Source organism: Streptomyces sp. NPDC055400, assembly GCF_053644375.1.
In genome coordinates, this window is record NZ_JBSHLM010000006.1 from 89,094 (window position 1) to 106,216 (window position 17,123).

General features: G+C 71.0%; 16 protein-coding genes. 11 read left to right on the top strand and 5 right to left on the bottom strand.

Going from position 1 to position 17,123, the window contains the following annotated elements; genetic code table 11:
- Positions 1-57: 57 nt before the first annotated feature.
- Together ACWIGU_RS17420 and ACWIGU_RS17425 are read right to left on the bottom strand one after the other, a co-directional pair.
- Complete coding sequence (locus ACWIGU_RS17420) at positions 58-594, bottom strand: hypothetical protein (protein WP_454401769.1); 537 nt, start codon at positions 592-594, stop codon at positions 58-60.
- A 570-nt stretch (positions 595-1,164) separates the two neighbouring features.
- Positions 1,165-2,601 (bottom strand): purine-cytosine permease family protein, encoded by a 1,437-nt coding sequence (locus ACWIGU_RS17425; protein ID WP_454401771.1) that lies wholly within the window; start codon positions 2,599-2,601, stop codon positions 1,165-1,167.
- Between the two features lie 169 nt (positions 2,602-2,770).
- On the opposite strand from ACWIGU_RS17425, the gene ACWIGU_RS17430 reads away from it, so the two are divergent.
- The 6 genes from ACWIGU_RS17430 (at position 2,771) to ACWIGU_RS17455 (ending at position 8,069) form a co-directional block, all read left to right on the top strand.
- On the top strand, positions 2,771-3,679 hold the full coding sequence (locus ACWIGU_RS17430; RefSeq protein WP_326775143.1) for a LysR family transcriptional regulator: 909 nt from the start codon (positions 2,771-2,773) through the stop codon (positions 3,677-3,679).
- A 137-nt stretch (positions 3,680-3,816) separates the two neighbouring features.
- Entirely contained in the window at positions 3,817-4,353 is a 537-nt protein-coding gene (locus ACWIGU_RS17435) for a flavin reductase family protein (protein WP_453773924.1), read from the top strand.
- The gene (locus tag ACWIGU_RS17440; RefSeq protein ID WP_454401774.1) at positions 4,350-5,822 is read left to right on the top strand and encodes a 4-hydroxyphenylacetate 3-hydroxylase family protein; all 1,473 of its coding nucleotides are present in this window, start codon (positions 4,350-4,352) and stop codon (positions 5,820-5,822) included. The genes ACWIGU_RS17435 and ACWIGU_RS17440 overlap by 4 nt, the downstream gene beginning before the upstream one ends.
- Positions 5,819-6,241: a RidA family protein gene (locus ACWIGU_RS17445; protein ID WP_454401776.1), complete on the top strand. Its 423-nt coding sequence runs from the start codon at positions 5,819-5,821 to the stop codon at positions 6,239-6,241. The genes ACWIGU_RS17440 and ACWIGU_RS17445 overlap by 4 nt, the downstream gene beginning before the upstream one ends.
- Positions 6,238-6,915, top strand: coding sequence for a DUF1028 domain-containing protein (locus ACWIGU_RS17450; protein WP_454401778.1), 678 nt, complete (start codon positions 6,238-6,240; stop codon positions 6,913-6,915). Before ACWIGU_RS17445 ends, ACWIGU_RS17450 begins: the two co-directional genes overlap by 4 nt.
- The gene (locus ACWIGU_RS17455; RefSeq protein WP_454401780.1) at positions 6,912-8,069 is read left to right on the top strand and encodes a M20 family metallopeptidase; all 1,158 of its coding nucleotides are present in this window, start codon (positions 6,912-6,914) and stop codon (positions 8,067-8,069) included. The genes ACWIGU_RS17450 and ACWIGU_RS17455 overlap by 4 nt, the downstream gene beginning before the upstream one ends.
- Here the strand turns inward: ACWIGU_RS17455 and ACWIGU_RS17460 are convergent.
- Positions 8,047-8,661 carry a TetR/AcrR family transcriptional regulator gene (locus ACWIGU_RS17460; protein WP_454401782.1) on the bottom strand — a complete coding sequence of 205 codons (615 nt, stop codon included), beginning with the start codon at positions 8,659-8,661 and terminating at the stop codon, positions 8,047-8,049. The two genes, ACWIGU_RS17455 and ACWIGU_RS17460, sit on opposite strands and share 23 nt — an antisense overlap.
- Positions 8,662-8,777: 116 nt before the next feature.
- Between ACWIGU_RS17460 and ACWIGU_RS17465 the strand changes: the two genes are divergently transcribed.
- From ACWIGU_RS17465 to ACWIGU_RS17475, 3 genes are all read left to right on the top strand, one after another.
- Entirely contained in the window at positions 8,778-10,241 is a 1,464-nt protein-coding gene (locus tag ACWIGU_RS17465; RefSeq protein WP_454401784.1) for an aldehyde dehydrogenase, read from the top strand.
- Positions 10,242-10,297: 56 nt separating this feature from the next.
- Positions 10,298-11,650, top strand: coding sequence for an aminotransferase family protein (locus ACWIGU_RS17470; RefSeq protein ID WP_454401786.1), 1,353 nt, complete (start codon positions 10,298-10,300; stop codon positions 11,648-11,650).
- 84 nt (positions 11,651-11,734) lie between these two features.
- Positions 11,735-12,850, top strand: coding sequence for an APC family permease (locus ACWIGU_RS17475; RefSeq protein ID WP_454401788.1), 1,116 nt, complete (start codon positions 11,735-11,737; stop codon positions 12,848-12,850).
- A gap of 294 nt (positions 12,851-13,144) precedes the next feature.
- Here the strand turns inward: ACWIGU_RS17475 and phoU are convergent, their stop codons facing one another.
- On the bottom strand, positions 13,145-13,828 hold the full coding sequence (gene phoU / locus ACWIGU_RS17480) for a phosphate signaling complex protein PhoU (protein ID WP_266562819.1): 684 nt from the start codon (positions 13,826-13,828) through the stop codon (positions 13,145-13,147).
- A gap of 187 nt (positions 13,829-14,015) precedes the next feature.
- Between phoU and ACWIGU_RS17485 the strand changes: the two genes are divergently transcribed.
- The gene (locus ACWIGU_RS17485) at positions 14,016-15,293 is read left to right on the top strand and encodes a sensor histidine kinase (protein WP_454401790.1); all 1,278 of its coding nucleotides are present in this window, start codon (positions 14,016-14,018) and stop codon (positions 15,291-15,293) included.
- Positions 15,290-15,970, top strand: a complete 681-nt coding sequence (locus tag ACWIGU_RS17490; protein WP_111665435.1) for a response regulator transcription factor — start codon at positions 15,290-15,292, stop codon at positions 15,968-15,970. The genes ACWIGU_RS17485 and ACWIGU_RS17490 overlap by 4 nt, the downstream gene beginning before the upstream one ends.
- Positions 15,971-16,062: 92 nt before the next feature.
- Here ACWIGU_RS17490 and ACWIGU_RS17495 read toward each other — a convergent pair whose 3' ends face one another.
- Positions 16,063-16,707: a DUF461 domain-containing protein gene (locus ACWIGU_RS17495; RefSeq protein WP_454401792.1), complete on the bottom strand. Its 645-nt coding sequence runs from the start codon at positions 16,705-16,707 to the stop codon at positions 16,063-16,065.
- Positions 16,708-17,123: the final 416 nt, after the last annotated feature.

Sequence of the window (17,123 nt, forward strand, 5' to 3'; positions counted from 1 at the left end):
CCGCGGCAGCCTCGACCGGTGGAACGGGCTGTCCACCGGTCGGTGGATGGTGCCGGGTCAGTCGACCCCACGCAGATAGACCTGGCTGGTCCGCGCATCGAGGGGATGCACCGTCACCTCAAGGGAGTTCAGCTCGCCGGCGCAGGGCGCGCACACGGGTCCGCTGCGGACGTCGGCAAGCGTCTCCGGTTCCTTGAGTCCGAGGTGCGCGAACGGCGTCATGGGCTTCACCGACTGCTGCAAGGGCTTGGCGCGGTGGGTGAGTTCCTGCTCGGGGGCGAGCCGGTTCACAAACGTGTCCACGCGCGCTGTCGGCACCGTAAAGGCCAGAAGAAGGCCATCGTCCTGGAACCCGTTCTGGTACGCGGCACGCCGGTCCATGGCCTCGGCAGGGATCTGTACGTGCATCAGCTCACCGATCGCTGCGGGGGTCACTCCCGCCTTCCAGGCCGGGACTTGTCCGCGCGTATCCGCGTCCGTGTCACGTCCGGTGCCGGTCCTGGTGCCGTCATCGGAGCCACCCGAGCAAGCCGTGAGCAGTGCGAGGGCCGCGAGGCACAGCGCACCGGCGGACGCTCCCCGCACCGGCACCATCGATCCGGTCCTCGCCCTCACCGTGCATCCCCATTGCGTCCGATGTCAGTACGGGTCCCGTCCCGTCCGGGATCGGCCGGGTCGGGAAGCTTCGCGGGTCCCGACCTCAGGTCGTAGTGCTGCACCGAACCGCTGCCTCTCATGTCGAGCTCCCTGGCCAGACCCGTCGTGTGGAGGCGCGCCATGTCCGCGTCGGTCACTTCGGTCGGGCCGATCCGCGTGGCCGTTCCCGGGTCCCAGTTGTGGTCTCGAGCTCGCCACCGGCCCCGAAGTGATGGCTCTTCAGCTCGGCAGCGGCCTGCATGGTGGAACCTGAGCCGTGCTCGTCCGCGCCGGCACCCGCGATGTCGACCTGCTGCCCAGCCGGGCGTGCAGCGAGAACGCCTCGTGCCCGACGGCCCCGAGATCGTCCTGCCGCACGATGAGCCGCCCCCGGCGGGAGGTGCCTGGTTGAGCTGAATACCGGCGCCCCGTCGCTGGGCGGCTCGCCCTTGGGGTGTCGTGCGTCGTTGAGTTGACGTTGTCGCCCGACGAGGCGTTGTTCGTGGTGCGCCGCCGGGCGAGCCGCCGTCACGCCGTCGCCGAAGCCGACTCCGGCGCCACCCCCGTCTCCGTCTCCGCCACCGCGCTCCCGCCCCCCATCGCCACCCTCCGCGCCCACACGTAGTACACCGGCGCCGTCACCACCAGTCCCACGAGCCACGACAGGTCCGCGCCGCCGAGGGGTGCTACCAGCGGGCCCGTGTACAGCGACGTGGCGACGAAGGGGAGTTGGACGGCGATGCCGATCGCGTACGACGTCAGGGCCACCGGGTTGAAGCGGCCGTAGCGTCCGCCGTCGGGAGCGAAGAGGTCGCCGAGCGCGTAGCGCCCGCGGTGGACGAGGTAGAAGTCGATCAGGTTGATCGCCGTCCAGGGGACGAGGACGACGAGCAGGACCAGTACGAGGTTCACGAAGCTGGAGACGAAGTCGCTCGACAGGGCCGTCGCGATGGTCAGCGCGGCCACGAGGACCACCGCGGAGACGGCGCCGCGTGCCCTCTGGCGCGGGGTCCACGCGGGGCGGAACGTCTGGCAGATGGTGATCAGCGACAGCACCGCGCCGTAGAGGTTGAGCGCGTTGTGGTTGATGACCGAGAAGAGGAACAGGAGCAGCACGACCGGGCCGAAGGCGCCCGCCGCGCTGTCGAAGCCCGCCACCGTGTCGTCCGTGCCGGGCGACGCGAGGCCGATCACCGTGCCCGCGAGGAACGGCAGCGTCGAGCCGAGACACGAGCCCCAGTACGTGGCCCAGAAGGTCGACGCCGTACGGACGGTGCGCGGCAGGTAGCGCGAGTAGTCGGAGACGTACGGGGCGAAGGCCAGCTGCCACAGGGCGCTCAGGGACACCGTCGCGAGCCAGCCCGCGAACGTGAAGGAGCCCGTCGAGAAGAAGCCGTCGGGCAGGCCGCGCCCGGCCACCACGGCGAGGCCGACCAGGATGCCCGCACCGAGCACCCACGTCGCGATCTTGTTGAGGGTGTGGATGAGGCGGTAGCCGACCCAGCAGATCAGGGCCGAGCCGAGCGCCCCGAGCACGATGCCCGCGTCGACCGGCACGGCGGGCGCGAGGCCGTGCAGGGACTTGCCGGCCAGGATGATGTTCGAGGCGAAGAAGCCGATGTACATCGCCGCCGCCACGACCACGATCAGCAGGGCGCCCACGCTGCCGAACTGCGCCCGGCTCTGGATCATCTGCGGGACACCGAGCTGCGGGCCCTGCGCCGAGTGCAGCGCCATGAAGACGGCGCCGACGAGCTGGCCGACCAGGATCGCGAGGACGCTGGACCAGAACGACTGGTGGAACACCTGGACGCCCATGGCGCCGGTGACCAGCGGCAACGGCGCGATGTTCGTGCCGAACCACATCGTGAACAGGTCACGGACGCGGCCGTGGCGCTCGTTCTCGGGGACGTGGTCGATGGTGTGCTGCTCGACGGCCGGGGCCGCCTCGGGTGTGGCGGGCATACGGACTCCCTGTCCGGAAAACGAGGGGGCGGGCGGGGGTGTTCGGGCATGCGGGTTGGTTGGGGAGTCTCGCCACCCTCGCAATCCCCGGTCAAACATCGATTTCCCGGGAGTTACATCTGTTTTCGAGATGCAGACAGCTCGCGGGCGCCCGGGGCACAATCCCGCCATGGCCAAGGACGCGAACTTCACCCTCGTGCAGCTGCGGTACTTCCTCGCCGCCGCCGAGCTCGGCAGCATGACCGCCGCCGCGCACCGCATCAACGTCTCGCAGTCCGCGGTCTCCACCGCCGTGCACCACCTGGAGCGCGAGCTCGGCGTGCAGCTCCTGATCCGCCGGCACGCGAAGGGCCTGGAGCTGACGGCCGCGGGGGAGCGGTTCCTGCACGAGCTGCGCGGCTTCCTCACGCACGCCGACGAGCTCGCCGAGTCGGCCAGGAGCCTGGGCGCCGACCTCGTCGGCGAGCTGGCCGTGGGCTGCTTCCAGACGCTCGCCCCGTTCTATCTGCCCCGCCTGCTGAGGGAGTTCGGGGAGCGCCAGCCCGCCGTGCGCGTCGAGGTCGTCGAGGGCGACATCCCGGCCGTGCAGGAGAGCCTGCGCACGGGCGCCTGTGAACTGGCGCTGCTCTACGACATGGATCTCGACGCCGACATCGAGTGCGAGGTCCTCGCGATGGCCCCGCCCTACGCCCTCGTCCCCGAGGGGCACCGGCTCGCGGGCGGTGGCCGGGCCCGTCTCGCCGACCTCGCGGACGAGCCGATGATCCTGCTCGACCTGCCCGCGAGCCGCGACTACTTCCGCTCCGTCGCGGCCAAGGCCGGGGTCGAACCGCGCATCAGCCACCGCACCCGCAGCTACGAGACCGTGCGCGCCCTGGTCGCCGCCGGATACGGCTGGTCGCTGCTCAATCAGCGGCCCGCGCACGACCGCACATACGACGGGTCGAGCGTCGTCGCCCTGCCGCTCGCCGACCCGCTGCCCGCGCTCCCGGTCGTCCTGGCGAAGCTGCGCGGGGTCCGGCTGACGGGCCGCGCGCAGGCGTTCGCGACGGCCTGCAGGGAGGCGTTGCGCGCCTGAACGACCAGCTCAGACGTCGCAGGGAGAGAGCATCTCAAAAACCAATGCAATAGCGCTAAAAGATCTGTTGTACGGATGCAGGTCCCGGCTCCCATAGTGGTCCCACCACAGCCCACTCGCTCCGAGGGAGGCCGCTCGTGACCATTGCTCCGGACCAACTCCTCACATCCCGCCAGGACTTCGTGGCCGCCATGGGGAACGCCGCGACGGGCGTGACCGTTGTCTCCACAGAAGGACCGGCCGGTCGCTTCGCCCAGACCGTCTCCGCCATGTGCTCCGTCTCCGCCGACCCGCCCTCGCTGCTGGTGTGTGTGAACGAGCGGAGCCCCCTCGCCGCGGCCGCCGTGCGCAACGGCGTCATCGCCGTGAGCGTCCTCGCCGCCGGCCAGGCCCACGTCTCCGACGTGTTCGCGGGCCGCCCCGCCCGCGGGAGCGGCCCGTACGACTTCGACAGCGCCGAGTGGGACGTGCTCGCCACCGGCGCCCCCGTCCTGCGCGGCGCGGCCGCCGCCTTCGACTGCCGGCTGGCCGACTCCGTGACGCGGGGCACCCACCAGGTCCTGTTCGGCGCGGTCGTCGCCTCCGCGGTGTCCGGCGCGCACCCCCTCGTCCACCACGCCCGTACGTATGCCACCCCGAGCCCCCTCAACTCCCTCAAGGAGCACGGCGCATGATCCGCACCGGAGACCAGTACCGCGAGTCGATCCGCGACGGCCGCGACGTATGGATGAACGGCGAGAAGGTCACCGACGTGACCACGCACCCCGCGTTCAAGCCGCTGGTCGACATACGCGCCCGGATCTACGACATGGCGCACGACCCGCGGACCCGCAGCTCCATGACGTACAAGGACGGGACGACCGGTGAGGTCAACGCGATCCAGCAGAAGCCGCCGCGCACCCGCGAGGACTGGGACGCGAAGCGGGCGGCGACGGACGCCGTGCTGAGCGACGTCGGCGGTGTCGTGACCCGCGTCGGTGACGAGACGATCGGTGAGGTCTGGTCGCTCATCGACGGCCAGGACGTCCTCAACGCGATCAACCCCGCGTACGCGGAGAACGTCAAGCGGCACATCGACCACGCGCTGTACGCCGACCCCTTCCACGTCTCGGCGAACACCGACCCGAAGGGCGACCGCTCCAAGCGCCCCCAGGACCAGGACCCGGACATGCTCCTGCATGTCGTGCGGGAGACGGACAGCGGCATCGTCGTGCGCGGCGCCAAGTACGAGACGGCCGCCGCCTACTCGAACCAGGCGTTCACGAAGCCGACGATCGCGAACTGGGGCGACTCCGAACTCTCGGACTACGCCCTCGGGTTCATCGCCGACATGGGCTCGCCCGGCCTGAAGTACATCTGCCGTACGGGCTTCGCCGGTACGAAGCCGCCCGCCGACTACCCGGTCTCCAGCCGCTTCGACGAGGTCGACACCCTGGTCGTCTTCGACGACGTCGAGATCCCCTGGGAGAACGTCCTCTTCTACCGGGACACCAAGGCCGCCACCTTCATCCGCGCCACGCTCCACCGCTACAGCGCGTTCGCGTTCACGCAGCGCAATCTGCGGCTCGCGGACCTGATGATCGGGGCCGCGCTGTGGAACGTGAAGCAGACCGGCCTGGAGAAGCAGCAGGCCGTGCAGGAGAAGCTCGCCACGCTGGCCTGCTACCGCGAGGGCATCAACGCGCACCTGACCGCGTCGATCGCGATGGCGGAGCCCAGCCCCGGCGGGCTCCTCATGCCGAACCAGTCGCTGCTGTACACCGGCCGCGTCCTGGCCTGCTCGCAGCTGCACGAGATGATGCACATCGCGCGCGAGCTGTGCGGCGGGCAGATCTGCATCACGCCCGACAAGGCGTCCTTCGACCACCCGGACACCAAGCCGTGGCTCGACAAGTTCTACTCGATCAACGAGCACTGGGTCGCCGAGGACCGCCGCAAGCTCCTCGCGTACGCCCGTGACCTGCTCAACTCGGACTACGCGGGCCACCGTCTGACCTTCCAGCTCTTCGCGCAGTCCCCGCCGTTCGCGCACCTCGGCGCGGTGTACCGCAACTTCGACTGGGAGGGGCCGCTCGACCTGGTGAAGGACGCGGCCGGCCTCAGCGACAACGTCCTCGGCACACTCGGGAGGAAGGCCAAGTGACGACCCACCGGCGCATCCGCCCCTTCAACACGGCGGACACCTACCCCGAGCAGGACCTGTCCAACGACCTCGCGCAGGCCGTCGTCGCCGACGGCACCGTCTATCTGCGCGGCCAGATCGGCCAGGATCTCGACACGCGCGAGAACGTCGGCGTCGGGGACGTCGCCGCCCAGGCCGAGAAGGCCATGGCGAACATCGCGTTGCTCCTGGAGGAGTCCGGCAGCCGCCTGGAGGACATCGTCAAGATCACCGTCTATCTGACGGACATCCGCTTCCGCGAGCCCGTCTACCGCGTCATGGGCCGCCGGCTGAAGGGCGTCCACTACGTCTCCACGGGCCTGGTCGTGTCGGCGCTGGCCCGCCCGGAGTGGCTCGTCGAGATCGACGCGACGGCCGTCATCCCGAAGGAGCGCCGATGACGTTCTCGATCGCCGCGCGGTGTCCGCGCACGGGCCGGTTCGGGGTGGCCGTCACCTCGTCCTCGCCGGCCGTCGCCGCGCGCTGCGCGCACGTACGGCCCGGAGTGGGCGCGGTCTGCTCCCAGAACGTCACCGACCCGCGCCTGGGCACCCGCCTGCTCGACCTCCTGGAATCCGGGGTGCCCGCGAAGACGGCCGTACGCGAGGTGTCCGCCCAACCCCACGCCGAATGGCGCCAGTTGACGGCCATCGGAGCCTCCGGTCCCGGCGCGGTCTTCTCGGGCGCCCGGACCCTCGGCACGTACGCGGAGGCGGTCGGCCCCGACGCCGTGGCCGCGGGGAACCTCCTGTCGGGCCCCGGCGTCCCCCGGGCGGTCCTCGACGCGTTCACGGGCGCGGACCCCGGGGCTCCGCTCGCCCGCCGTCTCGTCGACGCCCTGACGGCGGGCGCGGCGGCGGGCGGCGAGGCGGGACCCGTCCACTCGGCCGGACTCCTCGTCGTCGACGTACAGCAGTGGCCGGTGACGGACCTGCGCGTCGACTGGACCGAGGGCGACCCGATCGCCGAGCTCGCGCACCTGTGGAAACGGTGGGAGCCGCAGCAGGAGGCGTACGTACAGCGGGCCCTCGCTCCGGACGCGGCGCCGAACTACGGCGTGCCGGGGGACGAGTGAGGCCCGTGCGCGAGGCGGTCGCGAAGGCGGCGCCCGAACTCCTCGCCCTGAGCCACCGCATCCACGCGAACCCCGAGGTGGCGTGGGAGGAGGAGAAGGCGGCGCGCTGGACCGCGTACGCACTCAACGACCTCGGCTTCGACGTCGTGACCGGCACCGCGGGCCTGCCCACCGCCTTCACCGCCACCGTCGGCAGCGGCCCGCTCCACCTCGCGATCTGCGCCGAGTACGACGCGCTGCCCGGCCTCGGCCACGCCTGCGGGCACAACGTCATCGCGGCGGCCGCGGTGGGCGCCGCGGCCGGACTGGCGCCGGTGGCCGACGAGCTGGGCCTCAAGGTCACCGTCTTCGGCACCCCGGCCGAGGAGGGCGGCGGCGGCAAGATCCTCATGCTGGAGCGCGGCGCCTTCGACGGGGTGCACGCGGCGATGATGGTGCACCCCGGGCCCGCGGACGTCGCCGAGGCCGACCCGTACGCGGTCGCGCACCTCAAGGTCCGCTTCCACGGCAAGGCGGCGCACGCGGCGGCCTACCCGGAGCGGGGCCGCAACGCGGCGGACGCCTTCACGGTCGCCCAGGTCGCCATCGGACTCCTGCGCCAGCAGCTCCCGTCCACCACGCGCGTGCACGGCATGGTGACGCGCGGCGGGGAGGCCCCGAACGCGATCCCGGAGCTGACCGAGGGCCGCTGGTACGTGCGGGCGGGCAGCCTCGAGGAGCTGTCCGCGCTCCAGCCGCGCGTCGAGAGGTGCTTCGAGGCCGGCGCGCTCGCCTCGGCCTGCGACCTCGAGATCGAGCCGGAGTCCCGTCCGTACTCGGAGTTCCGCAACGACGCCGCGATGCTGGCCGTCTACCGCCGGGCGGCCGAATCCCTCGGCCGTACGTTCGACAGCTCCGGATCCCCGGCGGCCCGGATGAACCGCGCCTCCACGGACATGGGCAACGTCTCCCGCGTCCTGCCCGCCATCCACCCCTACCTGGGCATCGACTCGCTGCCCGCGGTCAACCACCAGAAGGAGTTCGCGGCGGCGTGCGTCACCCCGGACGCGGACCGGGCGGTCCTCGACGGCGCGCTCGGCATGGCGCTCACGGCGGTGGTCCTCGCGGGCGACGACGGCGAGAGGGCCCGGCTCACAGCTCCGGGCAGCCGGTGACCGTCCGCGCGTAGCCGAGGAGCAGGCGCCGGGCGACGTCCGGCGTCAGCTCGGCGTTGCGGCTGACGATGTGCAGCCCGTAGCCGTCCTCCAGCGCGACGAGGTTGCGCGCGAGGTCGGCGACGGGCTCCGTGAGCGTGAACTCGCCGACCGCCGCGCCGACTTCGAGCACCGTCGCGTACAGGGCGACCTCGCGGGCGAAGAGCGACGCCATCAACGTCGCGTGCCCGGAGCTGCGGTCGGCGCGCCGGTGCAGCTCGAAGAGCAGTCCGTGCACGGCGTCCCCCGAGCCGCCCGGCAGCCCGCTCCCCACGAGGGCCCGCAGCCGTGCCGCGGCCCCGGTCGCCCCGTCCACGGCCCCCTGCCGGGCGGCGAGATAGCGCTCCACGGCGCCCCGGTGCACCTCCAGGACCAGCTCGCCCATCTCCGGGTAGTAGTACAGAACCGACCCCGCCGACATCCCCGCCTCGGCGGCGATGTCCTTGATGCGCAGCCCCTCCAGGCCCCGCTCGGCGATGGCGCGTCCCGCCGCGTCGACGAGGGCCTCGCGGCGCGCCGTCTGGTTCTTCGGTCTCCCAGGCTTGTTCCCCATGGGTTAATTCTCTGTTACTCGGTTCAAGTAAATCAAGTTCCTTGGGTCCAGGGCATTGACGACCCAGCACTCCATTGTTTGAATCCAATCTCAAAGAAATAGAGGGGAGCCGCCGCATGAACACCTCCGCAGACTGGCAGCGCCGAGCAGCCGAACTGACGCCACGCACAAAGGCGTTCATCAACGGCACATGGACCGAGTCGCGCACCCGAGCCACCTTCCCCACCGTCAACCCGGCCACCGGCGAGGTCACCGCACACGTCACGCGCGGCGAAGCGCCCGAGATCGACGCGGCGGTCCGCGCGGCCCGCACCTCCTTCGAGGACGGCCGCTGGTCCCGCGCCGACCCGGCGGCCCGCAAGCGCGTCCTGCTCGAACTCGCCGGCCTGATCACCGCCAACGCCGAGGAGCTGGCCCTCCTCGACACCCTCGACATGGGCAAGCCGGTCGCCGAGTCCTACGGCACGGACGTGCCGGGCGCGGCCGGCGTCTTCGCCTGGTACGCGGAGGCCGCGGACAAGCTGTACGACGAGATCGCGCCGACGCCCCCGGGCAACCTGGCGACGGTCCGCCGCACCCCGCTGGGCGTGGTGGGCGCCGTGGTCCCGTGGAACTTCCCCCTCGACCTGGCGAGCTGGAAGCTGGCGCCGGCCCTCGCGGCAGGCAACAGCGTCGTACTCAAACCGGCGGAGCAGTCCCCGCTGTCGGCGCTGCGCCTGGCCGAACTGGCGGCACAGGCGGGCCTGCCCGACGGCGTACTGAACGTCGTCCCCGGCATGGGCGACACCGCGGGCCGGGCGCTCGGCCTGCACAGGGACGTCGACACCCTGGTCTTCACCGGCTCGACGAAGGTCGCCCGCCTCTTCCTGTCCTACGCCGCCGAGTCGAACATGAAGCAGGTCTGGCCGGAGGCGGGCGGCAAGAGCCCGAACGTGGTCTTCGCGGACGCGGACCTGGACGCGGCGGCGGAGCGCGCGGCCTGGGGATTCGCGTACAACGCGGGCCAGGTCTGCTCGGCCAACACCCGCCTTCTGGTGGAGAGTTCGATCGCCGACGACTTCACGGCCCGCGTCGCCGAGCACGCGGATCGCTTCGTACCGGGCGACCCCCTGGACCCCGGCACGAACCTCGGCCCGCTGGTCGACGAGGCCCAGGCGACCCGGGTCCTCGCGGCGGTCGAGGCATCCGACGGCAAGGTGATCACGGGCGGCACGCGCGACGGCGCCTACCTCACCCCCACGATCGTCACCGGCCTGCGCCCCGACGCACCCCTGGCCCGCGAGGAACTCTTCGGCCCGGTCCTGACGGTCCACCCCTTCACCACGGAGGAGGAGGCGATACGAACCGCCAACGACTCCCCGTACGGCCTGGCGGCCTCGCTGTGGACGAGGGACCTGGCCCGCGCCCACCGCGTCTCGGACGCCCTGCACGCAGGGACGGTCTCGGTGAACACGGTCGACGCGCTGAGCCCGCTGACGCCGTTCGGCGGCTTCAAGCAGTCGGGTCACGGCAGGGACCTGTCGCTCCACTCGCTCGACAAGTACACGGGCCTGAAGACGACGTGGATCACGTACGCGTAGCCGGGCCGGGCCGCGACCGCCCGGACAACTCCCAACCCCCCGAAGGGACGAACACCATGACCCTCACCCCCGCACAGCAGCTCGCCGCCACGGACCGGGCGCACATCATCCATCCCTACCTCCCCGGTACCGCCGAGGAACGCGTGGTGATGACGCAGGGCAAGGGCTGCCGCCTCACGGACGCGGAGGGCCGCAGCTACCTCGACGCGACGGGCGGGCTCTGGCTCGCCCAGGTCGGCCACGGCCGCAAGGAGATCGCGGACGTGGCGCACGCGCAGATGCAGCAGCTCGAATACTTCACGAGCTTCTGGGAGTTCTCGAACGACAAGGCGATCCAGCTGGCCGAACGCCTCACCACGCTGGCCCCCGAGAACCTCAACCACGTCTACTTCACGTCGGGCGGCTCGGAGGGCAACGAGGCGGCCATCAAGATGGCCCGCTACTACCACCACCGCAGGGGCGAGGGATCCCGCACCTGGATCCTGGCCCGCGACAAGGCGTACCACGGCATCGGCTACGGAGGCGGCTCGGCCACCGGATTCCCGGTCTACCACGAGGGCTTCGCCCCGATGATGCCGCACGTCAGCCACCTGACGCCGCCGTGGCCGTACCGCACGGAGCTCTACGGCAACGCCGACCCCACGGACTTCCTGATCGCCGAACTGGAGGGCCGCATCGCAAAGATCGGTGCCTCCAACATCGCGGCGATGATCGGCGAACCGATCATGGGCGTGGGCGGCATGCTGGTCCCGCCGGCGGACTACTGGCCGCGCGTGCGCGAGGTCCTCGACCGCCACGGCATCCTTCTCATCTTCGACGAGGTGGTGACGGCGTACGGCCGCGTGGGCGAGTGGTTCGCGGCCCAGCACTTCGACGTGAAGCCGGACATCATCACCACGGCGAAGGGCATCACCTCGGGCTACACCCCGCTCGGCGCCCTGCTCGTCTCCGACGAGGTGACCGAGGCGCTGCTCCAGGACCACGGCTTCCCGATGGGCTACACGTACAACGGACACCCGGTGGCGGCGGCGGTGGCGCTGGCGAACCTGGACATCATCGAACGGGAGAGCCTCCTGCCCCGAGCGATCACGATGGGCGAACACCTCCACGCCCAACTCGCCGACGCACTGGGCGACTTGCCGATCGTGGGAGAGATCCGCTCGGTGGGCATGATGCTGGCGGTCGAGCTGGTGGCCGACCGCGAGACCCGCACCCCCCTCCCCATGAACCCGGCCCGCATGCCGCACGACGTGATCCGCAAGGAGACGGGCGTCATCGTCCGCGACTCGGCCCACAGCCTGGTCCTGTCCCCGCCGCTGATCATGACGGAACAGGAGGCCAAGGAGGCGGCTACGGCGATGCGCTCGGTCCTGGAACGCACGACGCCGACGGGCGAGATCGCGAAGTAGCCCCCGGGCCCCGCCCGCGTACCTCAGTCGCGCCCCACAGCCACCCGCACGGTCCCACCCGTCCCCAGCCCCGAGGACACAGACGTGCCCGACCACAAAGAACAAGCACCACCACCACCAACCACCGCCGTCGTGGAATCCGCCGCCGCCGCGGAGTCCACCGGCGAAGAAACCACCCCCACCCCCAACCTCCACCGAAGCCTCCGCCGCTTCGACATCACGGCGACCGCAGTGGCGTACGGCATCGCACACGGCTTCCAGGGCCTGACAGGAACGGCGGACAGCACCACGGCCGCCGCCACCTTCACCCCCACCACGGCCGGTTTCCTGGCCCTGGTCCCGGTGCTCCTCTTCGCGTACGTGGGCTTCGAGGCCCCGAACGCCGCGGGCGAGGAGATGCACGATCCGCAACGCGACGTCCCCACGGCCCTCGGCCGCTCCGCGGCGATCGCGGCGGCCTGCTACCTGCTCCCCGTACTGGCGATCCTCTCCGTGGTCCCGCCCGGCAAGGTCACCGGCATCGGCGGCTTCATGGAGGGCGCGCAGACCATCTTCACGATCTACGGAGGCGCAAGCGGCGCACTCCTGAAGGTGACCGCGCTCCTCTTCGTCTTCGCGCTCCTCACCCAGGGCAGCGCCTGGATGATCGTCAGCGACCGGATGCAGGCGATGGCGGCGGCGGACGGCGGGTTCTTCAGCCGCAAGCTGGGCGCGTTCCACCCCACGCTGGGCACACCGGTGCGCACGAACCTGCTCTCGGGGGCGATCGCGACGGTGTTCATGGTGGCGGCGATGCGGCTCGCGGACGGCGACGCGGCGGCGGTGTTCTCGGTCGTCCTGACCGTCGCGGTGACGACGCTGCTGCTCTCGTACCTGACGGTGATCCCGGCCCTGGCGGTCCTGCGCCTGCGCCACAGGGACGTACCGCGCCCGTACCAGGTCCCGTTCGGGACGAAGGGGTTCATGATCTGCGCGGCGCTTGTCTACGCGTGGATCCTGACCGGCTCATGGACGGCCCTGTTCCCGGGGACGCTGGAGGCGCTGCTCGGCATCACGTACGACTTCCACGACACGTGGGGGGTGTCTCGGACGGCGTTCGAGGCGTTCACGCTGGGCACGGTCGTCGCCCTGCTGCTCATCGGCACCATCGGTCACGCAGTGGCCGGCGCGGCGAACGCCCGCGCGCGCGTGCGCCGTTGACGCGCCCGCCGGGCTGGGCATGAACTGGGGAACAGGCAGTTCGCCCCGAGGAGGGAACACCATGGCCGAGTCCCCCACCCCCGAAGCCAGCGCAGAGCAGCCCACGGAAGTTCCGCAGCCGCACCGGCTGGTCCTGCTAGGCGCCTGCGGCTGCGGCTCGGGCTGCGGCTGCGGCTGCCAGTCGGGCGCGCCGTGCCAGTGCGGCGGCTGCTCGGGCTGACATGACGGGACATGACGGGGGCCCCGCACCACACAGGTGCGGGGCCCCCGACAGACAGGTCACCCCGGCAGGGGTCAGCTGCCGTCGACCGGCTGCGGCTGAGGCGCCTGGATCTCGTCGGCGTGCTCACCGGTCACGAGGTACACCACACGCTTGGCCACGGAGACCGCGTGATCGGCGAAGCGCTCGTAGTAGCGGCCCAGCAGGGTCACATCCACGGCCGTCTCGATGCCGTGCTTCCACCGGTCGTCCATCAGGTGCTGGAACAGCGTCCGGTGCAGCTGGTCCATCTCGTCGTCGTCCTGCTCCAGCTGGAGCGCGAGGTCGACGTCCTTGGTGATGATGACCTCGGCGGACTTCGCCATGAGCCGCTGCGCGAGCTGCCCCATCTCCAGGACGGTCGCGTGCAGATCGTGCGGAACGGCCTGGTCCGGGAACCGCAGCCGGGCGAGCTTGGCGACGTGCTGCGCCAGGTCACCGCTGCGCTCCAGGTCCGCGCTCATCCGCAGCGAGGTCACGACGATCCGCAGATCCGTGGCGACGGGCTGCTGGCGCGCGAGCAGGGCGATCGCCCGGGCCTCCAGGTCATGCTGCAGATCGTCGACCTTCTGGTCCGCCGCGATGACACTCTCGGCCAGCTTCAGATCGGCGTCGAGCATGGCCGTGGTGGCGCGCCCGATCGCCGACCCGACAAGGCGGGCCATCTCGACCAGGCCCTCGCCGATCGAGTCAAGTTCCTCGTGGTACGCGTCACGCATACAACTGTCCCTCTCACTCACTGCGGGGCTGCTGTGCCCCACGCTCCCACGTTCGGCCCTGTACGCGTCCGTTTCCGTCACCCCAAATGAATCACCCCTGTATCCAAGGTGAACTCTGGGCGACGAGTGTTCGAGCTACCACTCGGACGGCTGTGGGCAGTGCTGACAGGGCGCATAACCTGGAGGCATGGACGTGAACGCGGCGGTCGCCGCAGCGGCAGCGATCGCCGGGGTATGCACCGGCGTGATCGCCATGCTGGCGTTTCGCTGGAGCGAACGCGACCAGAAGCGCCCCACCCGTACCTCCCTGCACACGGACCCGGTCCTTCCGCCCGGCGTCGACACCGTCCTCTCCGTACTGCGCTCCTCCGCCGTCGTCCTCGACGAGGCGGACAGCGTGGTCAAGGCCAGCTCGGCGGCGTACGCCCTCGGCCTGGTCAGAGGCGGCAAGCTGGCCGTGGAGCCGATGCTCCTCATGGCCAGGGACACCCGCCGTGACGGAGAGATACGACAGGTCGAGCTCGACCTGCCCCGCCGGGGCACCGGCCGCGGGGACGCCCTCGCGGTCTCCGCGCGTGTGGCCCCCCTCGGCTCCCGCCTGGTCCTGCTCCTCGTGGAGGACCTGACGGAGGCACGCAGGATCGAAGCGGTCCGACGCGACTTCGTGGCGAACGTCAGCCACGAGCTGAAGACCCCGGTCGGCGCGCTCAGCCTCCTCTCCGAGGCGGTCATGGACGCGTCCGACGACCCGGAGGCGGTGGAGCGCTTCGCAGGCAGGATGCAGATCGAGGCGACCCGCCTGACGAACCTGGTCCAGGAGCTCATCGACCTGTCCCGGGTGCAGAACGACGACCCGCTGGAGGACGCCGAGCCGGTCCGCGTCGACGAACTCGTCGCCGAGGCGATCGACCGCTGCCGCCACCAGGCCGGCACGAAGCAGATCACCATGGCCGCGGGAGGAACCGCGGACCTCCAGATCTGGGGCAACCGCGGCCAGCTCGCCGCGGCTCTCGGCAACCTCGTCGAGAACGCCGTCAACTACAGCCCGGCCCGAACCCGTGTGGGCATAGCCGCGCGCCGGGTCAGCGCACCTGGCGGGGACCTCATAGAAGTGGCGGTCACCGACCAGGGCCTGGGCATCTCCGACAAGGACAAGGAGCGCATCTTCGAGCGCTTCTACCGAGTCGACCCGGCCCGCTCCAGGGCCACCGGCGGTACCGGCCTCGGCCTCGCCATCGTCAAACACGTGGCTGCCTCGCACGGCGGGGAAGTCACCGTATGGAGCTCCGAAGGCCAGGGCTCCACGTTCACCCTGCGGCTGCCGGAGGCAGGCGCGACCCGCGACCGCGGCCCAGGACACGTAGGCGGCGACGCATACGGACACCACGTCGGCAACGACGCCGACGGGCCCGACGAGACAACCGCATACGATCCCATTCCTGCCGCCCCGGAGGTCCTTCCGTGACCCGAGTGCTCGTCGTCGAGGACGAGGAATCCTTCTCCGACGCCCTGTCGTACATGCTCCGCAAGGAGGGTTTCGAGGTCGCCATCGCGGCCACCGGCCCCGACGGTCTCGACGAGTTCGAGCGCAACGGCGCCGACCTCGTCCTGCTCGACCTGATGCTGCCGGGCCTGCCCGGCACCGAGGTCTGCCGCCAGCTGCGCGGCCGGTCCAACGTCCCGGTCATCATGGTGACCGCCAAGGACAGCGAGATCGACAAGGTCGTGGGCCTCGAGATAGGAGCCGACGACTACGTCACCAAGCCCTTCTCGTCCCGCGAGCTGGTCGCCCGCATCCGCGCGGTCCTGCGCCGCAGGGGCGAGCCCGAGGAGGTCACCCCGCAGGCCCTGGAGGCCGGCCCGGTCCGCATGGACGTGGACCGCCACGTCGTCACGGTCTCCGGCTCCAAGGTCGACCTGCCCCTCAAGGAGTTCGACCTCCTGGAGATGCTCCTGCGCAACGCGGGCCGCGTCCTGACCCGCATGCAGCTGATCGACCGCGTGTGGGGCGCGGACTACGTGGGCGACACCAAGACCCTCGACGTCCACGTCAAGCGCCTGCGCGCCAAGATCGAGCCGGACCCGGGGGCCCCGCGCTACCTGGTGACGGTGCGCGGCCTCGGGTACAAGTTCGAGCCGTAAACCGCCGGGTCACGGCGGTGACCCAGCCACGGATCGCCGAAGGGCGGGACTACCACCGGGGTCCCGCCCTTCGCCATTGCGTACGTACGTGATCAGTGCCCGGCGGCCGGGCTGCCCGAGGCCGACCCGGACGGCGAGGCGGAGCCGGACGGGCCGGCCGCCCCGGAGGGCGTCGCGGAGCCGGACGCGGACTCCGACGGCTCCGTGCTCGGCACGGCCGGGATCTCGCTCGGGCCCCACTTCTTGAAGTAGCTCTCGGCCGGCACGACGAACGACTGGATCTTGACGGCGCCCGTGGTGCTGAACGTGAAGGTCAGCGCCCGCACGTCACCGTCGAGGTCGGCGGTGCGGCTGTTGGGCAGCTGCGCGGACGCGTTGCCCTGCCCGCCGAGCACGAGGGAGCCGCCGGCCGGGATCGTCACGGTCTTCTTGCCGTCGGCGGCCGACAGCTCGGCCTTCTTGCCGACGCCGTCGAGCACGACCGAGTCGAGGGTCTGGGCCTTGGAGCCATTGTTGAAGAGCGTCGCGGTCACGACGGCCGGACCCGTGGACTTCAGGTCGGGCTGCGTGATCACGGTGGCGTTCTGGATCCGGATGTCCCCGACGGAGGTCTCCGCGTTGTCGGGCTTGACCTCCAGCGTCTGGGCGTTGTTTCCGGCGCCGCACGCGGCGAGCGAGGCGATCGAGAACGCGAGGACGGCGGCGGCGAGGGTGCCGCGTCGAAGGCTGCTGCTCACGGCGGCGGCACTCCTTGAACGTGGGCGATAAGGGTCTGGACGCCCGGGGCGGGTGTAAAGCCGCCCTAAGGGTCTGTCAGCGGGCTTAGGTTACCGAGCCGTTCGCGCGCCGCTGCACCCGACCCGCCCCTAGGGAGTTTCGGATGGATCCCGGCACCGCCCGATCCCCCGCTCCGACCGGCCCGCGCACCACCTGCCGCACCCGCGATCACCCTCGCGATCACGCCCTCACCGAACTCACCGAAGACCCGTCGGCCGCGCCCCGGCCCTCTCACCTCGCCGAACATGTCAGACCGCATTGGCCTCCCGTTCACCATTCACATAAGGGCCGCGCCGCCCCTCCTGCGGATTTCCGGTAAGGAATGCATGGCGGTACGGAAAATTGATCACCCCTCACGGTGATCAATTCCGGATTC